General features: G+C 41.5%; 18 protein-coding genes. 16 read left to right on the top strand and 2 right to left on the bottom strand.

The genetic code is table 11. The features are described from left to right. The first annotated feature begins 52 nt into the window (after positions 1-52). The 16 genes from paaX (at position 53) to AC6CHU_RS23695 (ending at position 16,793) form a co-directional block, all read left to right on the top strand. Positions 53-928, top strand: a complete 876-nt coding sequence (gene paaX / locus AC6CHU_RS23770) for a phenylacetic acid degradation operon negative regulatory protein PaaX (protein WP_159869378.1) — start codon at positions 53-55, stop codon at positions 926-928. Between the two features lie 109 nt (positions 929-1,037). Further along, entirely contained in the window at positions 1,038-1,988 is a 951-nt protein-coding gene (locus AC6CHU_RS23765; protein WP_498122947.1) for an NAD(P)H-dependent flavin oxidoreductase, read from the top strand. A gap of 239 nt (positions 1,989-2,227) precedes the next feature. Then, a complete protein-coding gene (locus tag AC6CHU_RS23760) occupies positions 2,228-3,238 on the top strand; it encodes an ABC transporter substrate-binding protein (protein ID WP_159869384.1) in 1,011 nt (336 codons plus the stop codon). Between the two features lie 86 nt (positions 3,239-3,324). Continuing rightward, positions 3,325-4,356, top strand: a complete 1,032-nt coding sequence (locus tag AC6CHU_RS23755) for an ABC transporter permease (RefSeq protein WP_159869387.1) — start codon at positions 3,325-3,327, stop codon at positions 4,354-4,356. Next, positions 4,331-5,125: an ABC transporter ATP-binding protein gene (locus AC6CHU_RS23750; RefSeq protein WP_159869390.1), complete on the top strand. Its 795-nt coding sequence runs from the start codon at positions 4,331-4,333 to the stop codon at positions 5,123-5,125. The genes AC6CHU_RS23755 and AC6CHU_RS23750 overlap by 26 nt, the downstream gene beginning before the upstream one ends. Before the next feature lie 166 nt (positions 5,126-5,291). Next, on the top strand, positions 5,292-5,681 hold the full coding sequence (locus AC6CHU_RS23745; protein ID WP_159869393.1) for a thioesterase family protein: 390 nt from the start codon (positions 5,292-5,294) through the stop codon (positions 5,679-5,681). An 82-nt stretch (positions 5,682-5,763) separates the two neighbouring features. Next, positions 5,764-6,873 (top strand): Leu/Phe/Val dehydrogenase, encoded by a 1,110-nt coding sequence (locus AC6CHU_RS23740; RefSeq protein ID WP_159869396.1) that lies wholly within the window; start codon positions 5,764-5,766, stop codon positions 6,871-6,873. A 74-nt stretch (positions 6,874-6,947) separates the two neighbouring features. Continuing rightward, complete coding sequence (gene pdhA / locus AC6CHU_RS23735; protein ID WP_159869399.1) at positions 6,948-8,018, top strand: pyruvate dehydrogenase (acetyl-transferring) E1 component subunit alpha; 1,071 nt, start codon at positions 6,948-6,950, stop codon at positions 8,016-8,018. Next, positions 8,015-9,010: an alpha-ketoacid dehydrogenase subunit beta gene (locus tag AC6CHU_RS23730; RefSeq protein WP_159869402.1), complete on the top strand. Its 996-nt coding sequence runs from the start codon at positions 8,015-8,017 to the stop codon at positions 9,008-9,010. The genes pdhA and AC6CHU_RS23730 overlap by 4 nt, the downstream gene beginning before the upstream one ends. Before the next feature lie 11 nt (positions 9,011-9,021). Continuing rightward, entirely contained in the window at positions 9,022-10,242 is a 1,221-nt protein-coding gene (locus AC6CHU_RS23725; protein ID WP_159869405.1) for a dihydrolipoamide acetyltransferase family protein, read from the top strand. Then, positions 10,243-11,685, top strand: a complete 1,443-nt coding sequence (lpdA, locus tag AC6CHU_RS23720; RefSeq protein ID WP_159869408.1) for a dihydrolipoyl dehydrogenase — start codon at positions 10,243-10,245, stop codon at positions 11,683-11,685. A gap of 114 nt (positions 11,686-11,799) precedes the next feature. Further along, the gene (gene hppD, locus AC6CHU_RS23715; RefSeq protein ID WP_159869411.1) at positions 11,800-12,915 is read left to right on the top strand and encodes a 4-hydroxyphenylpyruvate dioxygenase; all 1,116 of its coding nucleotides are present in this window, start codon (positions 11,800-11,802) and stop codon (positions 12,913-12,915) included. A gap of 65 nt (positions 12,916-12,980) precedes the next feature. Further along, positions 12,981-14,075 (top strand): histidinol-phosphate transaminase, encoded by a 1,095-nt coding sequence (gene hisC / locus AC6CHU_RS23710; RefSeq protein WP_159869414.1) that lies wholly within the window; start codon positions 12,981-12,983, stop codon positions 14,073-14,075. A gap of 5 nt (positions 14,076-14,080) precedes the next feature. Next, entirely contained in the window at positions 14,081-14,701 is a 621-nt protein-coding gene (locus AC6CHU_RS23705) for a flavin reductase family protein (protein WP_159869417.1), read from the top strand. 4 nt (positions 14,702-14,705) lie between these two features. After that, entirely contained in the window at positions 14,706-15,629 is a 924-nt protein-coding gene (locus tag AC6CHU_RS23700) for a fumarylacetoacetate hydrolase family protein (RefSeq protein ID WP_159869420.1), read from the top strand. A 9-nt stretch (positions 15,630-15,638) separates the two neighbouring features. After that, positions 15,639-16,793, top strand: coding sequence for a homogentisate 1,2-dioxygenase (locus AC6CHU_RS23695; RefSeq protein ID WP_159869423.1), 1,155 nt, complete (start codon positions 15,639-15,641; stop codon positions 16,791-16,793). A gap of 31 nt (positions 16,794-16,824) precedes the next feature. Here the strand turns inward: AC6CHU_RS23695 and AC6CHU_RS23690 are convergent, their stop codons facing one another. Together AC6CHU_RS23690 and AC6CHU_RS23685 are read right to left on the bottom strand one after the other, a co-directional pair. Beyond that, positions 16,825-17,679, bottom strand: a complete 855-nt coding sequence (locus tag AC6CHU_RS23690) for a DegV family protein (protein ID WP_159869426.1) — start codon at positions 17,677-17,679, stop codon at positions 16,825-16,827. 293 nt (positions 17,680-17,972) lie between these two features. Then, positions 17,973-19,526 (bottom strand): ABC-F family ATP-binding cassette domain-containing protein, encoded by a 1,554-nt coding sequence (locus AC6CHU_RS23685; protein ID WP_159869429.1) that lies wholly within the window; start codon positions 19,524-19,526, stop codon positions 17,973-17,975. Positions 19,527-20,328 lie beyond the last annotated feature (802 nt).

Genomic DNA, 20,328 nt, shown 5'->3' with positions numbered 1-20,328 from the left:
ATAACATAATTTTTCCGTTCAACCCACATGACGAAATGAGGATGAATGCAAGTTGAATACAAGATCTATGATTTTCACACTTTATGGAGATTATATTACACATTATGGCAGTAAAATTTGGATAGGCAGTCTAATAAAGCTTTTAAGTGAGTTCGGGCACAATGACCAGTCTGTCAGAGCGGCTATTTCAAGAATGAATAAGCAGGGCTGGGTGAGTGCAGAAAAAATAGGCAATAAAAGCTATTATTCCTTATCGCCAAGAGGACAGAAAAGAATTGAGGAAGCTGCTAAGCGTATTTTTAAGTTAAAGCCAGAAGAATGGGATGGTGAGTGGCGCATCCTGATGTATACCATCCCGGAGGAAATACGAAATGTAAGGGATGAGCTGCGTAAGGAGCTTGTATGGAGCGGTTTTGGATCCATGTCCAGCAGCTGCTGGATTTCAGCTAATAATCTTGAAAAACAGGTTTTTGACCTGATTGAGAAATATGATATTGCCAACTATGTTGACTTCTTTATTGCCCGCTATGCTGGTCCGCATAAAAATAAAGAAATAGTAGAGAAAAGCTGGAACCTGACAGAAATTAATGAAAAATATCAGGAGTTTATTTCTCAATACAGCCAGAAATATATTATTGATAAAAATAAAATTTTGAAAGGAAACATGTCTGATGCAGAGTGTTTCGTAGAGAGAACCAAGCTGGTGCATGAATACCGGAAGTTTCTATTTGTGGATCCAGGACTTCCTGAAGAACTTCTTCCGGATAAGTGGCTTGGCAGTCATGCTGCTGCTTTATTTAGTGAGTATTACAAAGAGTTGGCAGAACCCGCATCCAGATTCTTTGAGAGTGTTTTTAAGGAAGGAAATGAACTGAAAAACAGAGATGCCGATTATGACGCATTAAATCATCCCTACATGGTTGAGTAACAAAGCCACCCTGCTGAAGAGAACGCAGGATGGCTCTTTTTTTAACATTTTTTCAATTGTCAAACTATTAAAATTAGTATAACATTATTTTAACGAAGGAGGAATTTAATTGAATAGACTTACCGATATTTTAAATGTTAAATATCCAATTATTCAAGGAGGCATGGGTAATATAAGCAATGCTGTATTAACAGCAGCGGTATCTGAAGCTGGCGGGCTTGGCACAATTGGTGCGGGAACAATGCCTCCTGAGGAGGTAAATAAAATAATAGAGGAGACTAAGAGCTTAACAGATAAGCCCTTTGCCGTAAACATTGCCTTAAGTGTTTCCCCTTATGTTAAGGAAGTCTTATCCCTGGTCATTAAACATAAAATTCCTGCAGTATCCCTTTCTGCCGGAAATCCTGCGCCTTTTATACCCAGGCTGCATGAAAATGGAGTGAAGGTCATTACTGTGGCAGCTTCTGTAAGGCAGGCGCTGAAAGCAGAGGCAGCCGGTGCTGATGTCATTGTGGCGGAAGGGTATGAGGCAGCGGGAATAAATAGTGCTCTTGAAACTACTACACTTGTATTGATCCCTCAAATAGCAGCCAAAGTCTCAGTTCCAGTGGTGGCAGCAGGAGGAATTGGGGATGGTAAAGGGCTTGCTGCCATGCTTGCCCTGGGGGCGAGCGGTGTTCAAATGGGCACAAGATTCATTGCAACCAAAGAGGCTCCCTTTCATCCGCAATATAAAAAGAACATTATTGAAGCATCTGATCATGAAACAGTTGTAGTAGGAAGATCAGTAGGACGGATAAGAAGAGTGCTTTCCACCGGCTATGCCAATAAATTACTGAATTACGAAAAACAGGGCATCTCTTTTGAGGAGTTTAATAAGCTCACTTCTGAAGACTATCATAAAATTGGAGCGATAAAAGGAAACGGTGAGGAAGGTTTTATGAACAGCGGCCAGATAGCCGGCCTGATTGCTGATCTTCCGCCTGTGAAGGAACTTATGGATAAAATGATCGAGGATGCGGATCTTCAGCTTCAATATGCTAAGAAGCTATTAAACTAGCAAGGAGGGATTCAAACACCTGCTTGCTTTTTTGTCGGTTTATTAAATATATCAAATTTTTAGAATATTATTGACACTCAAAGGCTTAGGGTGATAATATAACGATGTATTTACGATAACTAAAGTAAATATCATATAAATGGTAATAACCATTTATTCACTTCATCATGTAAGCGCATACATATTGTAGAAGCTATCAGCCAGCTGATAGTTAATAATGTTTTATAGGGGGTCATATAATGAAAAAATCGTTGAAAGCTTTTTCTTTATTAATGGCTGCAGGCATGCTCGTTTTGAGTGGATGCGGACAGGAGAAATCCAGCAGCTCTTCTTCAGAAGGAAATGAAAAGAAGCAATACACAATTGGCATCTCACAATTTGTCGAACATCCTTCCCTGGATGCAGCGACTGAGGGATTTAAAAAGGCTCTGGATGATGAAGGCTTTAAAGAAGGAGATAATGTAAAATTTGATTTCCAAAATGCTCAGGCTGACATGAACAATACCCAGTCGATTGCCAATAATTTTGTCGGCGATAAAGTGGATATGATCTTTGCAAACGCCACTCCAAGTGCCGTCAGTGCCCTTAATGCGACTAAAGACATTCCAATTCTCTTTACATCTGTTACAGACCCTGTCGGTGCGGGTCTTGTTGAATCATTTGATCAGCCTGGAGACAATATTACAGGAACTACAGATAACCACCCGGAAGGAACTTCAAAAACCATTGATTTTATGATTGATGAAGCAGGTGTTAAAAAAATTGGCATCATCTACAATTCCGGAGAGCAAAATTCCGAGGTTCAGGTTAAACAAGTCAAAGAACTTGCAGAACCAAAAGGTGCAAAGATTGTGGAAGCCTCTGTTTCAACCTCTGCTGAGGTAAAGCAGGCTGCTGACTCACTTGTTGGAAGAGTGGATGCAATCTATATCCCTACGGATAATACAGTAGTATCGGCTCTTGAATCCGTTATCTCAGTCGCTGACAGCAAAAAAATTCCTTTATTCGTTGGAGAGCTGGATTCTATGAAACGCGGAGCTATAGCAGCCAGCGGATTCAACTACTTTGATCTTGGCTATCAGACAGGCAAGATGGCCGCTGAGATTCTTAAAGGAAACAAAAAGCCTTCAGAAATCCCTGTTGAGCTACCTGGAAGCCTGAAACTGGTCATCAATAAAAAAGCAGCTGAAGCGCAGGGCCTTGAAGTAAAAGAGGAATGGGCTGATTTCGCAGAATTTCATGAAGAGTAAAAAAACCTGCCGGCTGGAATTACATAATCTGGCCGGCTGCTTTTTAAGCTAAGCCTAAAAGAATTAAACAAAGGGTGTGATACTTAGTGTTTACAGCGATCTTCGGTGCATTTGAGTCAGGAATTATATACGCGATTATGGCACTTGGAGTATATCTTTCCTTCAGGGTCCTGGATTTTCCGGATTTAACAGTCGATGGGAGTTTTGTGACTGGAGCGGCTGTAGCTGCAACTATGATTGTCAGCGGAGCTAATCCGTTTCTTGCTACAGTAATTGCTTTATTTTCCGGTTTTATTGCCGGCTGCCTGACAGGTATTATTCATACTTTCGGAAAAATTAATGCTCTTTTATCAGGAATCCTGATGATGATTGCTCTATATTCGATAAACCTTCGCATCATGGGGAAATCAAATGTTCCTCTCTTAAATACAGAGACAGCCATGACACATGTAAGAGAGTTTTGGGATAAAACGGGAATCGATTCTTTCTTTAATGCAATCTTGTCCATGATTGGCCTTGGCGACAGTCTTCCGAGGACATGGGGAATTATTCTTTTTATGTTAGCAGTGACATTGGTTATTAAATTTTTGACAGATCGCTTTCTTCAAACTGAAATTGGTTTAGCTTTAAGGGCAACAGGCGACAACAAGAGGATGATCCGCAGTCTTTCGGCCAATACCAATATGATGGTGATTTTAGGGCTGGGCCTTTCCAATGCGATGGTCGCTTTCTCAGGTGCTCTGATTGCCCAGCAGGGCGGATTCGCTGATGTTGGCATGGGGATCGGAATGATTATTATCGGACTGGCGTCAGTTATTATAGGCGAGGCCCTGTTCGGAACAAAAACGATTGCCAGAACGACTTTAGCGGTTATTGGCGGAGCCATTATCTATCGAATCGTGGTTACCATGGCACTAAGGGTAGAGTTCCTTGAGCCGGGTGATATGAAGCTGATTACCGCCACAATCGTCATACTCGCATTAATCATGCCGAAGATCATAGACCGCACCAAGGAAAAGAAGAGGAAAGCTAAACGTCTTGCAGGAAGTATGGATATTAGTGAATTGCCATCAGGCAGAAAGGATGAGGCTGGTGCTGCAATTAAATCAGATTCATAAAGTCTTCAATGAAGGAACACCTGATGAAAAAATCGCACTAGATACAATCAATCTTACATTGAATGAAGGAGACTTTGTCACAGTCATAGGTAGTAATGGGGCAGGGAAATCCACTTTAATGAATATTATCTCGGGCGTGATGATTCCTGATGTTGGGTCTGTTTTTATTGACAGCCAAAATGTCACTGGCATGTCAGAATATAAACGGTCAAAGCTGATAGGCAGGGTTTTTCAGGATCCGATGGCTGGTACTGCCCCGTCCATGACCATAGAAGAAAATCTCGCCATGGCATATTCAAGGAATAAAACAAGAACTTTACGAAAAGGAGTGACGAAAAAGCGAAGAGACTATTTCCGAGAAGTTCTGGAGACCCTGCATCTGGGCCTTGAAAACCGCCTAAATGCCAAGGTTGGTTTATTATCAGGAGGAGAGCGGCAGGCGCTTTCATTGTTAATGGCAACCTTCACAGAGCCCTCCATTCTATTGCTGGATGAACACACAGCAGCTCTGGATCCTGCACGTGCAGAGCTTATTACGAATCTTACAAAAGAAATTGTTCAAAAGTACAATTTAACAACCTTAATGGTCACTCATAATATGCAGCAGGCGCTGGATTTAGGAAACAGGCTGATTATGATGGATAAAGGACAGATTATTCTTGAAGTGGATGAAACACAGAAACAGCACCTGACAATTGAACAGCTATTAAATGAATTTCAGCGAATTCGCGGAACAAAAATGGCAAGTGATCGTGCGCTGCTTTCTTAGAAAAATAAAAAGGATTAGCCAATATGCTGGTTAATCCTTTTTACATGGGATCAAATCAAAAGAATTTTTAAAGTTTTTACAATTTATTGACTATTTATTTAACGTAATGGTATCATATCGTTAAATAAACGTCATACATATTTTATGATCAAAAGGGAGGGATGTTATGAAACCTGGGCTGCAGATTGGGAACCAGGCAGTTATCCATGCAGTGGTTTCTCCTGAGATGTTCGCACAATTTGAAGGCGAGGTCATTCATCCTGTCTATTCAACTGTAACCATGATCTATCACATGGAGCTGGCCTCCCGCCTCCTGATCACTCCTTATTTAGATAAGGATGAAGAAGGGATGGGGGGAGCTGTTTCTGCCAGGCATTTATCACCATCAGCTGAAGGATCCTCCATAGTCATAACAGCTACCGTATCGAAGCTGGAAGGAAATTCAGTTTACTCAAATGTAACAGTTCACAATGGAGAAGTTCTGGCTGGAGAAGGGGAAGTGAAACAGGTTATCTTGAAGAAAAGCAGGATTTCAGAAATGTTAAAGAAAGATTAAAAGAATAGGAATATTAGAGCTCAAAACCATTTTTATTTTCAATATTATTGTAAGCGCTACCATAAATAAAGGGGAGAATGAGATGACAGATATGTTTCAAAAAATTAAAGATCATGAACAAGTTGTTTTCTGCAACGATGAATCTACAGGATTGAAGGCTATTATTGCCATCCACAGCACCAGATTGGGGCCAGCATTAGGTGGCTGCCGTATGTTTCCCTACAACAGTGTAGACGACGCCCTTGAAGATGTTCTCCGATTATCAAAAGGCATGACTTATAAATGCGCTGCTGCCGATTGTGACTTCGGGGGCGGGAAGGCTGTTATTATCGGGGATCCGGCAAAGGATAAAACACCTGAGCTGTTCCGTGCTTTTGGCCAATTTGTGGAATCATTGAACGGACGCTTCTACACTGGCACGGACATGGGAACTACTACGGAAGATTTCGTTCATGCCTTAAAAGAAACGAACTGCATTGTAGGGGTTGATGAGGTTTACGGCGGAAGCGGCGATTCTTCCGTACCAACGGCTCAGGGTGTTATATACGGGCTGCAGGCAACAAATAAAGCACTAAGCGGAACAGATGACCTTTCAGGCAAAAGTTATGCTATTCAGGGGCTGGGCAAGGTTGGATATAAAGTCGCAGAAAGACTGCTGGAAGAAGGGGCAGATTTATTTGTTACAGATATAAGCCAGCAGGCAATCAATCAGCTTCTCAGTAAGGCAAAAGAAATTGGAGCAGGTGTGAAAGTGTTATCAAGCAATGAAATATATGATGCCCCGGCCGATTTTTTTGTTCCATGTGCAATGGGCGGCATCATTAATGATGACACAATTGACCTGCTTAAGGTTAAAGCGGTTGTAGGATCTGCGAATAACCAGCTGATGGATATACACCATGGACAAATTCTTAAAAATAAAGGTATTTTATATGCTCCCGATTATATCGTTAATGCCGGGGGATTAATCCAGGTTGCAGATGAATTATATACACCTAATAAAGAAAGAGTACTCCGCAAAACGAAAGCCATTTATAACTCTCTTCTGAACATCTACGAACATGCTGAAGCAAAAGGTATTACAACAGTTGAAGCATCCAACCAATTCTGTGAAAGCCGAATTGAAGCGCGAACACGCAGAAACAGCTTTTTCTCCCATATGAAACGCCCGAAATGGGCAGTAAGAACCTAATTTTTTTGCTCGGATAACAATATTTTTACAGTATTAAAGTTTAATAAATAATTTACCGGCCAAAGGGTGAGAAGATGGAAAACCACTTTCCGATCAGACAAATAATGGACGAAAATGGAACGATCATCAATTCCGAATATAAAGGAAAAGTAACAGAAAAACTTGTAAAAGAGTTTTATAGACTTATGGTTAGAATCCGTACTTTTGACCGAAAAGCTATTTCACTTCAGCGGCAGGGCAGGATAGGCACCTATGCTCCTTTTGAAGGACAGGAGGCTTCCCAGGTCGGAACGGCTGCTGCCCTGGAGGAGCACGATTGGTTGTTTCCTACCTATCGTGACCACGGAGCAGCTATGATCTTTGGCCACTCCCTGCGTAATATCCTGTTATTTTGGAATGGAAGAAATGAAGGATGTGTGCCGCCTGAGGGAAAGAAAATTTTCCCTCCGGGCATTCCGATCGCGACACAAATTCCCCATGCAGCAGGAGCTGCATTTGCAGAAAGGAAAAAAGGCACGGCCAATGCTGCAATTGCTTATTTTGGTGATGGTGCTACCTCTGAGGGGGATTTTCATGAAGGATTGAATTTCGCAAGCGTATTTAAAGCCCCTGTAGTCTTTTTTAATCAGAATAATCAGTATGCCATTTCTGTTCCTTTTGAGAAGCAGATGAATACCAAAACGATTGCCCAGAAAGCACTGGCATATGATATTCCGGGAGTAAGAGTCGACGGGAATGACGTTTTCATGGTGTATTTTGAAACATTAAAAGCCTTAGCGAGGGCCCGTAAAGGTGAAGGGCCGACCCTGATTGAAGCGGTGACGTGGAGATACGGGGCCCATACTACAGCGGATGATCCATCCAAATACCGAGAACAATCAGAAAGCAATAGCAGAAGACAGGAGAGCGACCCTATTTTAAGACTGGAGCGCTGGATGAAAAATGAAGGAGTATTTGATGAAAGCTGGCAGCAGGCAGCAGAAGAGGAAGCAGCAGCAGAAGTAGATAAAGCTGTTGCAGAAATGGAAGAATTTCCACCTGCAGATCCTGCCGTCATTTTTGACCATGTCTTTGCTGAACCTACATGGCAAATCAAACAGCAGAAAGAAGAATACCTGAAGCTGATTGGAGGCGGCCGATCATGAAAACAGCAGTGGGAGCAAAAACCATGACATTAGTGCAAGCCATTACGGATGCATTAGATACTATGCTGAATGAAAAGGAAGAGGTTTTGCTGCTGGGTGAGGATATCGGGAAGAACGGAGGTGTTTTCCGTGCAACCGATGGTCTTCAGGCTAAGTATGGAGAAGGCCGTGTTATCGATACCCCTTTAAGTGAAGCCGGTTTTGTCGGAGCGGGGATCGGGATGGCTGTTAATGGATTTTTGCCGGTGATTGAAATTCAGTTTCTCGGCTTTATTTATCCTGCATATGAACAAATCATGACCCATGCGTCAAGACTCCGGATGCGGACAATGGGACATTTTACTGTTCCGATGGTTATAAGGGCTCCTTATGGTGCAGGAGTCAGGGCACCAGAAATTCACTGTGATTCAACAGAAGCCATTTTTACTCATATGCCCGGCATCAAAGTCGTCTGTCCATCCAGTCCGTATGACGCCAAGGGACTGCTGATTGCCGCGATTGAGGATCCGGATCCTGTTTTGTTTCTTGAGCCGATGCGCTGCTATCGTTCAGCCAGAGAAGAAGTTCCGGAAGGGAAGTACACTGTTGAAATAGGAAAAGGCAAAAAGCTTATGGATGGAGACGATGTAACGGTCATTACGTGGGGAGCAATGGTCCCGGAGGCTATGAAAGCGGCAAAGCAGATGAGGGAAAATAACATTTATTGTGATGTCATTGATCTAAGAACCCTCTACCCGCTGGATAAAGATGTAATTGCCGAATCTGTGCAAAAGACAGGGCGAACGGTTATTGTGCATGAAGCTCATGCCACCGGGGGAGTTGGAAATGATGTGCTTGCCATCATTAATGATACATCCTTCTTATATCAGAGAGCACCTGCAGAACGGGTTACTGGGTTCGATGCGCCCGTTCCATATTTTGGTTTTGAAGATCACTATCTGCCAACTCCGGCTAGGATTAAGCAGGCAATCGAAAAAGTTATGAAGTTTTAGGAGGGGAAGCCATGGAGGTAAAACTGCACGATATTGGAGAGGGAATGACGGAGGCTGATATAAATTGCTTCCTGGTTAAGCCGGGAGATAGTGTCAAAGCAGATGATCCGCTTGTTGAAGTACAGACTGATAAAATGACTGCTGAAATACCTGCCCCGAAAGCAGGCATTATAAAGGAATTTACCGTGCAGCCTGGCGATACGGTTAAGGTGGGCTCGACCATATTAATTTTAGAAACTGCTGGTGAGGAAGGCGTAAATGAGGTTAATTTCTCTGCTCCTGCTTATTCACAGCCTCCCCAAAAGGAAAAGCAATCGTTTGTAGCATTCAAAGGAAAACGGGTGCTTGCTTCTCCTTTCACAAGAAAAATAGCGCGTGATAATGAAATTGCTATAGAAAAAGTCACGGGGACAGGTCCTGCCGGCCGTGTTTTGGATGAAGACATCTATCAGTACATAGGTGCCCTTCAAGCACCGCCAGCTCATGAGGAACAGGAGCAAGCAGCTTTAAGGGATCCCTTAAAGAACAATGCTGCTGAAAAGGTAGTAGTTCCATTTAGGGGCAGACGGAAGCAGATTGCCAAGAAAATGGCACAATCCTTTTTTACCATTCCCCATTGCACACATTTTGAGGAGATAGATGTAACCGAACTGATTACTTTCAGAGAAGAAATTAAATCTCGAAAACAAAGTATTTCAGCAACAGCCTTTTTCTTGAAGGCTTTGTCGATATGCCTTAAGGAATTTCCTGTGTTCAATGCTGTGCTGCATGAAGAAAAGGAAGAAATACATTTGGCAGGTGAGCATAATATTGGCATTGCGGTTGATACGGAAGAAGGACTAATCGTTCCGGTGGTCAAGCATGTTGAAAATAAGACAATCAGAGACATTCATACAGAAATGAAAAAGCTTACGGAAAAAGCAATGGCAAATAAGCTTTCGGTTAAAGAAATATCCGGCGGGACATTCACGATCAGCAATGTGGGTCCGCTTGGCGGAAGCTTTGGAGCGACACCGATAATTCAGCATCCTCAAACAGCACTGGTATCTTTTCATAAAACAAAAAAGATGCCTGTCGTGACAGATGATGATCAAATAGTGATTCGGTCCATAATGAATATTTCTATGTCTTTTGATCATAGAGTGGCGGACGGTGCAACAGCAGTGCGGTTTACAAACCGGCTGGCTGAATTGATCAAAAATCCGAAAATGCTTGTTCTGGAGATGGTATAAATGGTAGTTGGAGAACTGGCACATGAGCGTGATGTCATCATTATCGGCGGCGGACCTGGAGGTTACCACGCTGCGATTCGTGCTGCCCAGCTTGGACGCAGTGTTACTTTAATTGAAAAAGACCAGCTTGGCGGGATTTGTTTAAATAAAGGCTGCATACCTTCAAAAGTTCTAACACAGGCTGCAGAAAAATTCACTTCAATCCAGGAAGGGGAAAATTGGGGACTTGTAGGAGAAGATATCTCTTTAAACTTAAACAAGCTTCAAGATTATAAGCAGAAGAAAATTGAACAGCTCCGGTCAGGGGTTGAAGCTCTTTGTCATGCTAATAAAATTGAAGTTCTGAATGGTTCGGCATTTTTTTTGTCAGAGGATAAGATTGGCATAGAAAATGGAGATCAATTTGATGTCTATCGATTTCAACATGCCATAATAGCGTCCGGAGGAAGACCGGAAAAGCCTCATTGGACCAAAGAATTAAGTGGTTTAGTATTTGATCAGCATTCAATTTCAGATTTAAGTGAAATACCCGATAAACTAGTAATCTATGGCAGTGATTACATTTCCCTTGAGATAGGTATGGCTTATCAGGCTCTGGGGTCAAATGTGACTCTGATTCTAGATGATGGGAAAGAGGATTTTGACTTTGATCAATCCATTTGCCGGGAATTGAAGAGGATTTTGAAAAAGAAAAAAATAGACATTGTAAGAAATTCGGAAGTATCGGAACTGCAGCATATTGAAGGAATGTTAACAATAACTTTAAAGAGAAAAGATAAAAGTGAAACCATTTCAGGCACACATTTATTTGTTTCCTCTTCCATTAGACCAAATACTGACCAGCTGGGGCTTTCCCGTATAGGGGTGGAACAATGTGAAGCAGGGTTTATAAGGGTTGACTGCCAAAGCCGGACAACACAAAAACATATTTTCGCAGTCGGTGATGTAACAGAAGGTCCTGCACTTGCTGTAAAAGCTATTAAACAAGGAAAAGCAGCGGCAGAAGCAATTGCGGGAATTAAATCTGAATCAGATTTCCATTTCATACCGATTGCAGCACATACACAGCCTCCGATTGCAAGTGCAGGGTTAACGGAGCAGGAAGCCGTTAACCTGGGCTATGACATTGAAATTGGAGTATCATCATTGTCTGCCAATGGATTCAGCACCTTGAGCGGGAAAAAAGAAGGATTTATTAAAGTGATCAGCTGCCGGGAAAAACAAGTTCTTCTGGGTATCCACATGGTGGGATCCGGAGCGATTGAACTCATTTCATCCGGAATTACTGCATTGGAAATGGGGGCAAGGGAAGAGGATTTAATTTTCCCAAACTATCCTCATCCAAGTGTGAATGAAGGTTTGCTTGAAGCTGTAGAGGCTGTACGGAACAGGGCAATCCACATTCCCCCAACTAGCAAAAAAACGCAAAAAGTAAAAGTATAAATTACTTTAATGCAGAAGTGCATTATAGCTTTAACTTGAACTCTTGAGAACATATATATGTTTCCTATATGATGAATTCAAAATATTAATAATATTAAAAACGGAGGGGTAAGCATGCAAGATGAAAAATTGTTAAATGAACAAAAAACAGCCGATTTCTTTCCAGTGAAGGAGGTAGATTATTTAGAAATATACTCAGGTAATGCAAAACAGTCCTGCCATTATTTCTGCACAGCTTTCGGCTTTAAGCCAGTTGCTTATTCCGGCCTTGAAACCGGCAATCGGGAAACAGTGTCTTATGTTCTTCAGCAGAGAAAGATTCGCCTGGTGATCACGGGGACGTTGAATGATAGTTCCAGAGTTTCACATTTTATCAAAAAGCATGGAGATGGAGTAAAAGACATAGCTTTAGCTGTTGACGATGTTGAAAAGGCATACAAAGCGGCAGTTGAAAGAGGTGCAATCGAAATACAGCCTCCAGCGGAAATAAAGGATGAACACGGCACAGTGAAAAAGGCTGTAATTGGTACATATGGAGATACCATTCACACACTTGTTGAACGAAATAACTATAAAGGGGTCTTCATGCCAGGCTTTGAGCCATATCAGACTGAAGTGCCGTTTGAGGATGCAGGATTTATCGGAATCGACCATGTTGTTGGTAATGTAGAGAGAATGGAAGAATGGGTAAATTATTATGCAAATGTAATGGGCTTCAAGGAAATGAAGCACTTCACAGATAAAGATATTACAACAGAATATTCCGCACTGATGTCCAAGGTGATGCATAATGGCGGCCGGATTAAGTTCCCGATTAACGAGCCGGCAGAAGGAAAACGGAAATCGCAGATTGAAGAATACCTTGAATACTACAATGGGCCTGGAGTCCAGCACCTGGCCATTTTGACAGAAGATATTGTCAGCACTGTCAGCATCCTCCGCAAAAACGGGGTGGAATTTTTAAGCACTCCTGATTCCTATTATGAAATGCTATCTGAGCGAGTGGGGAAGATTGACGAAGAAATTGGCAAATTAAAGGAATTAAATATTCTCGTTGACCGTGATGATGAAGGATATCTGCTTCAAATTTTCACAAAACCAATCGTAGACCGTCCGACCCTATTCATTGAAGTCATTCAGCGTAAAGGTGCCAGAGGATTTGGTGAAGGCAACTTTAAAGCACTCTTTGAATCTATCGAACGTGAGCAGGAAAGACGGGGGAATTTATAACTTTCAGCTTAAAAGGGAGAATTGCTTTCTCCCTTTTTTAATAATTAAAGAAGGAGGCGATGCAGATGGCTAAAATCCAGACAAAAAGCGCTTTAGAGAAAATTATCTCTTATCCGCTGGGCAGTTCACCGGAAGAGATTAAAGAGAAGTACAATTTAATGGCTGTCCGGAAAATGTCTGATAATGAAAATGTATATGGCTGTTCACCTGAAGTCAGGAACAATATCAGTAAAGCAATGAACAGTCTATACTTTTACCCGGATGGCACTGTTTCCCTGCTTAAACGCAAATTGGCCGGATTCTACAATGTTAGGGAAGATAATTTTCTGGTCAGCAATGGTTCAGAAGAGATCATCCGGCTATTGACTAGAGCTTACATAAGTCCTGGAGATGAAGCTGTTATGGCACAGAATACATTTCCGCGATATGAAACAAACGTCGTGATAGAAGGCGGCATTGCCATAACTGTACCGCTTCAAAACGGAACTCATAATCTGAATGCCATGTATGAGAAGATTAACGAAAAAACCAAAATGGTATTTGTCTGCAATCCAAACAACCCTACAGGAACTATTGTCGGCAAATCAGAACTGCTGCAGTTCATTGAAAATGTTCCTCCCAATATCCTGATTATTCTTGATGAAGCATACTATGAATATGTGAATTCCAAGGATTATCCAGATTCTATACCGCTTCTTAAACAGAAGCCTAACTTAATCATTCTAAGAACTTTTTCAAAAATCTACGGCCTTGCAGGGCTCCGTGTCGGCTATGGAATCATGCATAAGGAGATCGTGAATGACCTTCATAAGGTAAAGGATGTTTTTAATGTCAACCACCTGGCGCAGGCTGCCGCTGCTGCAGCGTTAAATGATCAGGAATTTATCAGGGACTGTGCTGAAAAAAATGCACAGGAAATGGAATATGTGTGCAAAGAACTAAAGGAATTACACGTCGGCTATTTTCCTTCCCAAACCAATTTTATTTATATTTTCAGCCAGCATCCTATTGCAGACAACTTGATTGCCAATGGCCTGGTAGTCCGAAAAATGAAGCTTGAAGGGTATCCTGATGCCTTTCGAATGACTTTAGGAACAAGGGAAGATAATGAAGCCGCATTAGCTGTAATAAAAAAACTCTTGAATGAAGAGGCGGTGTAGAGCATATGGAATTAAATCCGCAGAGTCTTGAATGGAAGGACGCATATAAGCTGATGGTAGGCTCCATTCTGCCTCGTCCCATTGCGTTTGTTACTACTATAGATACAGATGGAAATGTCAATGCAGCTCCATTTAGCTTTTTTACTGCCATATGTGCAGATCCGATGCTTATTTGCTTTTCACCGATGCGAAGAGGGTCTGATGGCTCTAAGAAAGATACGCTTGCTAATATTGAAGCCACTAAGGAATTCGTTATTAACATAGTCAGTGAAGAATTTACTGAAAAAATGAATATATGTGCTGCAGATTATCCGGCTGGTACAGACGAACTGGCCGAAGCTGGTCTTGAAAAGGAAAAAAGTGCCGCTGTTAAGCCTCCTCGGGTAAAAGAATCAAAAGTCCATCTGGAATGCAGTCTTTACCAGGTACTTCACTTTGGAGAACATCCTGGTTCCGGAAGTCTCGTTATTGGAAAAGTGGAGCATGTGCATGTTGCGGAAGAGCTTTATGAAAATGGAAGGATTAATTCTGAAAAGCTGAAGCCTGTTGGCCGGATGGCAGGACATATTTACACGAGGCCAATGACTGATGTATTTGAATTGATCCGAAAAACGGACCCAAGGTGATACTATGAAATTCATAACCTTTCAAAAACCTGATGGATCCATAAGAGCTGGCTGGCTGAAGAATGAGGAGTATGCGGTCGATATGCATGAAGCCACCAATGGTGTTCTTCCAAAAACAATGCTTGATTTTCTTGAAAATCATGAGTTTTTTATGGAATACCTATCATCAAGCTCTAAACTGAAGAATACTGATAGAGGAGTTTATCCTTTATCTGACGTTAAATTAATGGCACCACTGCCAAATCCAAAAAGCTTTCGGGATTTCTATGCTTTCGAAGAACACGTAAAAACGGCAAGAGCCAACCGCGGACTTGATATGATTCCCGAATGGTATGAAATCCCTGTATTTTATTTTTCTAACCATCTGAGCATTAAGGGGCCGAATGAAGAGATTTCGCCTCCTAAGGATTGCCAATGGCTTGATTACGAACTCGAAATTGCCTGTATCATCGGTAAAGAAGGAAAGGATATAAAAGCTGGTGAAGCAGATGATTATATTTTCGGATATTGCATCTTAAATGACTGGAGTGCAAGAGATATTCAGCGAAAAGAAATGAAGGTAGGCCTTGGTCCAGCTAAAGGGAAAGATTTTGCCTCATCAATCGGACCGTATATCGTGACAAAGGATGAGCTTGAGAATTTCCGTGTTGAAAATGGGTATGATTTTCTCATGACCGCTAAAGTTAATGGAACTCTTTTATCAGAGGGGAATATGCAGGATATCTATTATTCCTTTTATGAAATGATTGAACGGGCTTCTGACGGTGTAACCCTCTGCCCAGGTGAAATGATCGGCTCTGGAACAGTAGGAAGCGGCTGCATACTTGAGCTTGGCACTGATGTTCACCGCTGGCTGAAGCCGGGAGATGAAGTTGAGCTTGAGATTGCCAATCTCGGAATTTTAAAAAATCGCATAGCAAATGAGTGAGGTGGAAATATGTTTTATCGCCAAATGGGGAGAATTCCGCACAAACGCCATACGACATTTAAAAAATCGGATGGAACCTTATTCAGGGAACAGGTAATGGGGACAAAAGGTTTTTCCGGCACCCAATCGATTCTTTATCATCACTATATGCCGACAGAAGTAGCACGAACAGAGCTGATGGGAAAATATGTTCCTGAGTATGAAGATCAGGACAGCTTAAAGCATAGGCATTTGTTTACAGATCAAATTGAAAAAAAAGGGGATGCACTGTCAGCAAGGGAATATCTGCTCGGGAATGATGACCTTTTAATAGGCACCATTAATATTACAGAGCCGATGAAAAGCTTTTACCGGAATGGCGATGGGGATGAGATGCTCTATATTCACTATGGAACAGGTAAAATTGAGACTATGTTCGGAACTTTAACCTATCGGCCAGGAGATTATGTCATTATTCCTATCGGCACTATTTATCGGGTGATTCCGGACAAAGAGCAGCTGACTAAAGTGCTCCTGGTGGAGTCATTCAGCCAAATTACAACTCCTAGAAGATATCGGAATGAGTATGGGCAGCTGCTTGAACATAGTCCATTCTGTGAACGGGATATCCGGGGACCGGAGAAACTGGAAACATATAATCAAAGAGGAGAATATGAAGTTATCACGAAAACCAGGGGATACTTGCATTCTCACATTCTAAACCACCATCCTCTTGATGTGGAGGGCTGGGACGGTTATTTGTATCCATGGGTCTTTAATATAGAAGACTTTGAACCGATTACCGGAAGGGTGCATCAGCCTCCGCCGGTTCATCAGACATTTGAAGGACATAACTTTGTTGTGTGTTCCTTTGTTCCCAGATTATATGATTACCATCCGGATGCCATTCCTGCCCCTTACTATCACAGCAATGTGAACAGTGATGAGCTTCTATATTATGTGGAAGGCAATTTCATGAGCAGGAAAGGGATTAGAGAAGGATCCATTACGCTTCATCCAAGTGGTATTCCACATGGGCCTCACCCCGGAAAAACAGAAGCCAGCATCGGGAAAAAGGAAACACTTGAGCTTGCTGTTATGATTGATACATTTAAGCCATTAAAACTGGTGAAAAACGCTAAACTAATTGAAGATGAAAATTACATGTTTACATGGGTTGAATAGAAAAAAGCACTTTCCTTTTGGAGAGTGCTTTTTAGCTTGCGTTTTGCCATATAATGGCCAGAGTCCCTTCACCGGCATGGGCAGCGATAGTGGAGCTAATATCACCAATGAAAATATCGAGGCGCGGAAAATGAAATTGTATTTGTTCAGCCAGTTCCTCCGCTTTGTCGGGTGCATTTCCATGCATGATTTGAACCTGAGGAATGGTATGGTTTTCATATGAATTCTCAAGCAATTCTATCATTCTCTTAATTGCTTTATTTTCTGAACGAACTTTATCAAACAGTTCAAACTCCCCGTGCTGGTTAATGCGGATAATGGGCTTTATATTTAATATGCTTCCAAGCAGGTATTGTGTTCCTGACATCCTGCCGCCTTTATAAAATTGCTCAAGGCTTCCCAGCAATATATAGTTCTCGGATTTGTCTGTCTCACTTTGCAGAATATCAGCAATTTTATGCTCCGGCATATCATTTTCAGCAAGCTTTAATCCTTTATTGATCAATGATGTAATGGCAAAAGACATACATTTGGAATCGACTGTGAAGATAGGGAAACCTGCCAATTCTGCTCCCGTTATACAGCTATTTAACGTGCCGCTTAGCCTGCTGGATACATGAACAGCAACAGCAGCATTATATTCAGGCTTCAATGATTCAAAAAGTTCAGCAAATTTTCCTGCCGAGGGCTGTGAAGTTTTAGGAACTTCTTTCCCATTCCGAATCCGGCTGTACAGCTGATCAGTATTTAAATCGATGCCATCTTCGAAGGACTCCTCACCGAATATAATGGAAAGAGGAACCACATAAACGTCAGGATGATCCAGCAGCTCCTTAGTAACATAGGCTGTGCTGTCAGTGATCCAGGCAATTTTCTTTTTTGTCATAGATGTTTTAATTCCTTTGTCTATTATTTTAGAATAAAATGAACCGCTTCCATTATTGAAAACTCCCTCATTATACATGAACAGACCATTACCTGTATTGCTTTTTTGTGATCCATTAATAGGAAAAATGCCGAGTATATCAGTTACACCTCTATATCGAGCATATATAGGTAAATAAGAATCTTTTTGAACAATATTTAAACCTGGTAAAAAGGGCTCCTGAAATGAAAACTCCCCTGCGTGGCAGGGGAGTATGATTTATTGACCTATAACATTTAAACTGTAAATTGAAATTAAAAAACTTTCGTAGTCCAATCCTCACAATTCCAGATATCGGTCGCAATTTCCCGATAGAAATCTGGTTCGTGGGATACCATCAGGATACTTCCGCGATATGCCTTTAAAGCACGCTTTAATTCTTCTTTTGCATCCACATCCAAGTGGTTGGTAGGTTCGTCCAGAATTAATAAATTCGTTTCTGTATTTAAAATTTTACACAATCGAACTTTTGCTTTTTCGCCGCCTGAAAGGACTTCCACTTTACTTTCAATATGTTTCGTCGTTAGTCCGCACTTTGCAAGAGCAGCACGAACTTCAGCCTGATTCATACTTGGAAACTCGCTCCAGATTTCTTCAATACAAGTGTTGTAGTTAGACTCTTTAACTTCCTGCTCGAAATAACCGATGTATTGATATTCACCGCGCTCCACTTTCCCCGAAATAGGATTGATCAATCCGAGGATACTTTTTAAAAGAGTAGACTTACCAATACCGTTAGCACCAACGAATGCAATTTTTTGTCCGCGTTCCATTTTCAAATTAAGAGGGCGGGAAAGAGGTTCATTGTATCCAATAACAAGATCTTCAGTCGTGAAAATCCATCTGCTGGCTGCACGAGCTTCTTTGAAATGAAACTCCGGCTTCGGCTTTTCTCTCCCCAATTCAATAATTTCCATCTTGTCGAGCTTCTTTTGACGGGACATCGCCATATTACGAGTTGCAACACTTGCCTTGTTGCGGGCAACGAAATCCTTTAAATTGGCAATTTCTTGTTGTTGACGCTTGTATGCAGCCTCCAGCTGCTGCTTTTTCATTTCATATACATTTAAGAAGTTATCATAGTCGCCAACATAGCGATTCAATTCCTGATTTTCCATGTGATAGATCAAGTTAACAACGCTGTTTAAGAATGGAATATCATGAGAAATTAAGATAAATGCATTCTCATATTCCTGTAAATAGCGCTTCAGCCATTCGATATGCTGTTCATCTAAATAGTTTGTAGGCTCATCCAGTAATAGGATTTCAGGCTTTTCCAGCAAAAGCTTAGCCAGTAAAACCTTGGTACGCTGTCCGCCGCTAAGATCATCGATATCACGATCAAGTCCTACGTCGTCTAGTCCGAGGCCGCGGGCAACTTCCTCAACTTTTGAATTAATTTGATAGAAATCATTACTATCTAAAGTTTCTTGCAGCTCTCCAACTTCTGCGAGTAATGCATCGATATCTGCACCCTCATCACCCATTTTTGCATAAAGTTCATTGATTTCTGCTTCAGCATCAAAAAGATATTGAAACGCAGTGCTCAAAGCCTCACGCATCGTAGTGCCTTTTTTCAGGACAGCATGCTGATCTAAATATCCAACACGAACTTTTCGTGACCACTCCACTTTGCCCTCGTCAGGCTGCAGCTTACCGGTAACAATATTCATGAAGGTAGACTTACCCTCACCATTTGCCCCTACCAGTCCAACATGCTCACCTTTTAAAAGCCGAAAAGACACATCATTGAAAATCGCACGATCACCAAAACCGTGGCTTAAATTTTGTACATTTAATACGCTCATTTTTTTACCCCTTATCTAATATTCCATGTGGATATCTTACTAGATTTAGACTGTTTTTTCTATCTAAAGTTATATCTTGTGATAAATCCACTTCAATTTCTGGAATAAAAATGAAGTTTGTTCAATCTTAATAAGATCTATATTAATGCTGAATATTGATTTTATGGCAATAAAATAGCCGAGAAGAATCCTGCTAAACTTAGGGAATCCAAATAATTCCATGCAATAAAACGGAATTTACAAATCAGGGAACGGTGATTGGTCGTTTTTATATCCTCGCATCATTCTTAGCGGCTCTTTGTTAAAAGATATTTGTTTTTTTGTTTATGAATTGGGCCTGTTGAATTCCGCTCCAGGCACTTGCTTTCCGCGGAGAGGAATGCGAGCCTCCTCGGCTTCGCATGCGGGGGCTCACACTCCCTCTCCTCCCGCAGGACATTGAATAAGCTCCTTCGAATGAACACCGCACGAAGAAAATGCGTCAGCATTTTCGAGGATCAAATGCCCACAGCGAAGATCAACCCAGCAAATTATACAAAGTTATGATAAAACAACAAACTTTACGATAAAAGTCTTCTTAATTTATTTAACCACAGAAAAAAGCCATCATTATCATAATCATAAAGATTTATGATATCGTCCGTTTATTGCTGCTGATTCATTATTCCTCCTCTTAACTGAAATGGGCAGGGGACAAACCAGACTTGATCCATGATAACATGGGACTAATCAGGATGGCTATGGCGGAAGGAGTGTTGGGGATCAGCAAGCAGGTGGGACAATAACACCTTCACCTAAAAAA

Source organism: Cytobacillus sp. GQ23 (assembly GCF_059758675.1).
Note: the sequence above shows the minus strand (reverse complement) of the source record. Positions and strands in the feature narration are given on the sequence as shown.

Excerpts from the sequence above, each read along its gene's own strand:
- AC6CHU_RS23695 (WP_159869423.1), top strand. The coding sequence starts at position 15,639 with ATGTTTTATCGCCAAATGGGGAGAATTCCGCACAAACGCCATACGACA.
- AC6CHU_RS23690 (WP_159869426.1), bottom strand. The coding sequence starts at position 17,679 with ATGACAAAAAAGAAAATTGCCTGGATCACTGACAGCACAGCCTATGTT.
- AC6CHU_RS23760 (WP_159869384.1), top strand. The coding sequence starts at position 2,228 with ATGAAAAAATCGTTGAAAGCTTTTTCTTTATTAATGGCTGCAGGCATG.
- AC6CHU_RS23705 (WP_159869417.1), top strand. The coding sequence starts at position 14,081 with ATGGAATTAAATCCGCAGAGTCTTGAATGGAAGGACGCATATAAGCTG.
- AC6CHU_RS23725 (WP_159869405.1), top strand. The coding sequence starts at position 9,022 with ATGGAGGTAAAACTGCACGATATTGGAGAGGGAATGACGGAGGCTGAT.
- AC6CHU_RS23740 (WP_159869396.1), top strand. The coding sequence starts at position 5,764 with ATGACAGATATGTTTCAAAAAATTAAAGATCATGAACAAGTTGTTTTC.
- hppD (WP_159869411.1), top strand. The coding sequence starts at position 11,800 with ATGCAAGATGAAAAATTGTTAAATGAACAAAAAACAGCCGATTTCTTT.
- hisC (WP_159869414.1), top strand. The coding sequence starts at position 12,981 with ATGGCTAAAATCCAGACAAAAAGCGCTTTAGAGAAAATTATCTCTTAT.
- AC6CHU_RS23700 (WP_159869420.1), top strand. The coding sequence starts at position 14,706 with ATGAAATTCATAACCTTTCAAAAACCTGATGGATCCATAAGAGCTGGC.
- pdhA (WP_159869399.1), top strand. The coding sequence starts at position 6,948 with ATGGAAAACCACTTTCCGATCAGACAAATAATGGACGAAAATGGAACG.
- AC6CHU_RS23730 (WP_159869402.1), top strand. The coding sequence starts at position 8,015 with ATGAAAACAGCAGTGGGAGCAAAAACCATGACATTAGTGCAAGCCATT.
- AC6CHU_RS23745 (WP_159869393.1), top strand. The coding sequence starts at position 5,292 with ATGAAACCTGGGCTGCAGATTGGGAACCAGGCAGTTATCCATGCAGTG.
- AC6CHU_RS23685 (WP_159869429.1), bottom strand. The coding sequence starts at position 19,526 with ATGAGCGTATTAAATGTACAAAATTTAAGCCACGGTTTTGGTGATCGT.
- lpdA (WP_159869408.1), top strand. The coding sequence starts at position 10,243 with ATGGTAGTTGGAGAACTGGCACATGAGCGTGATGTCATCATTATCGGC.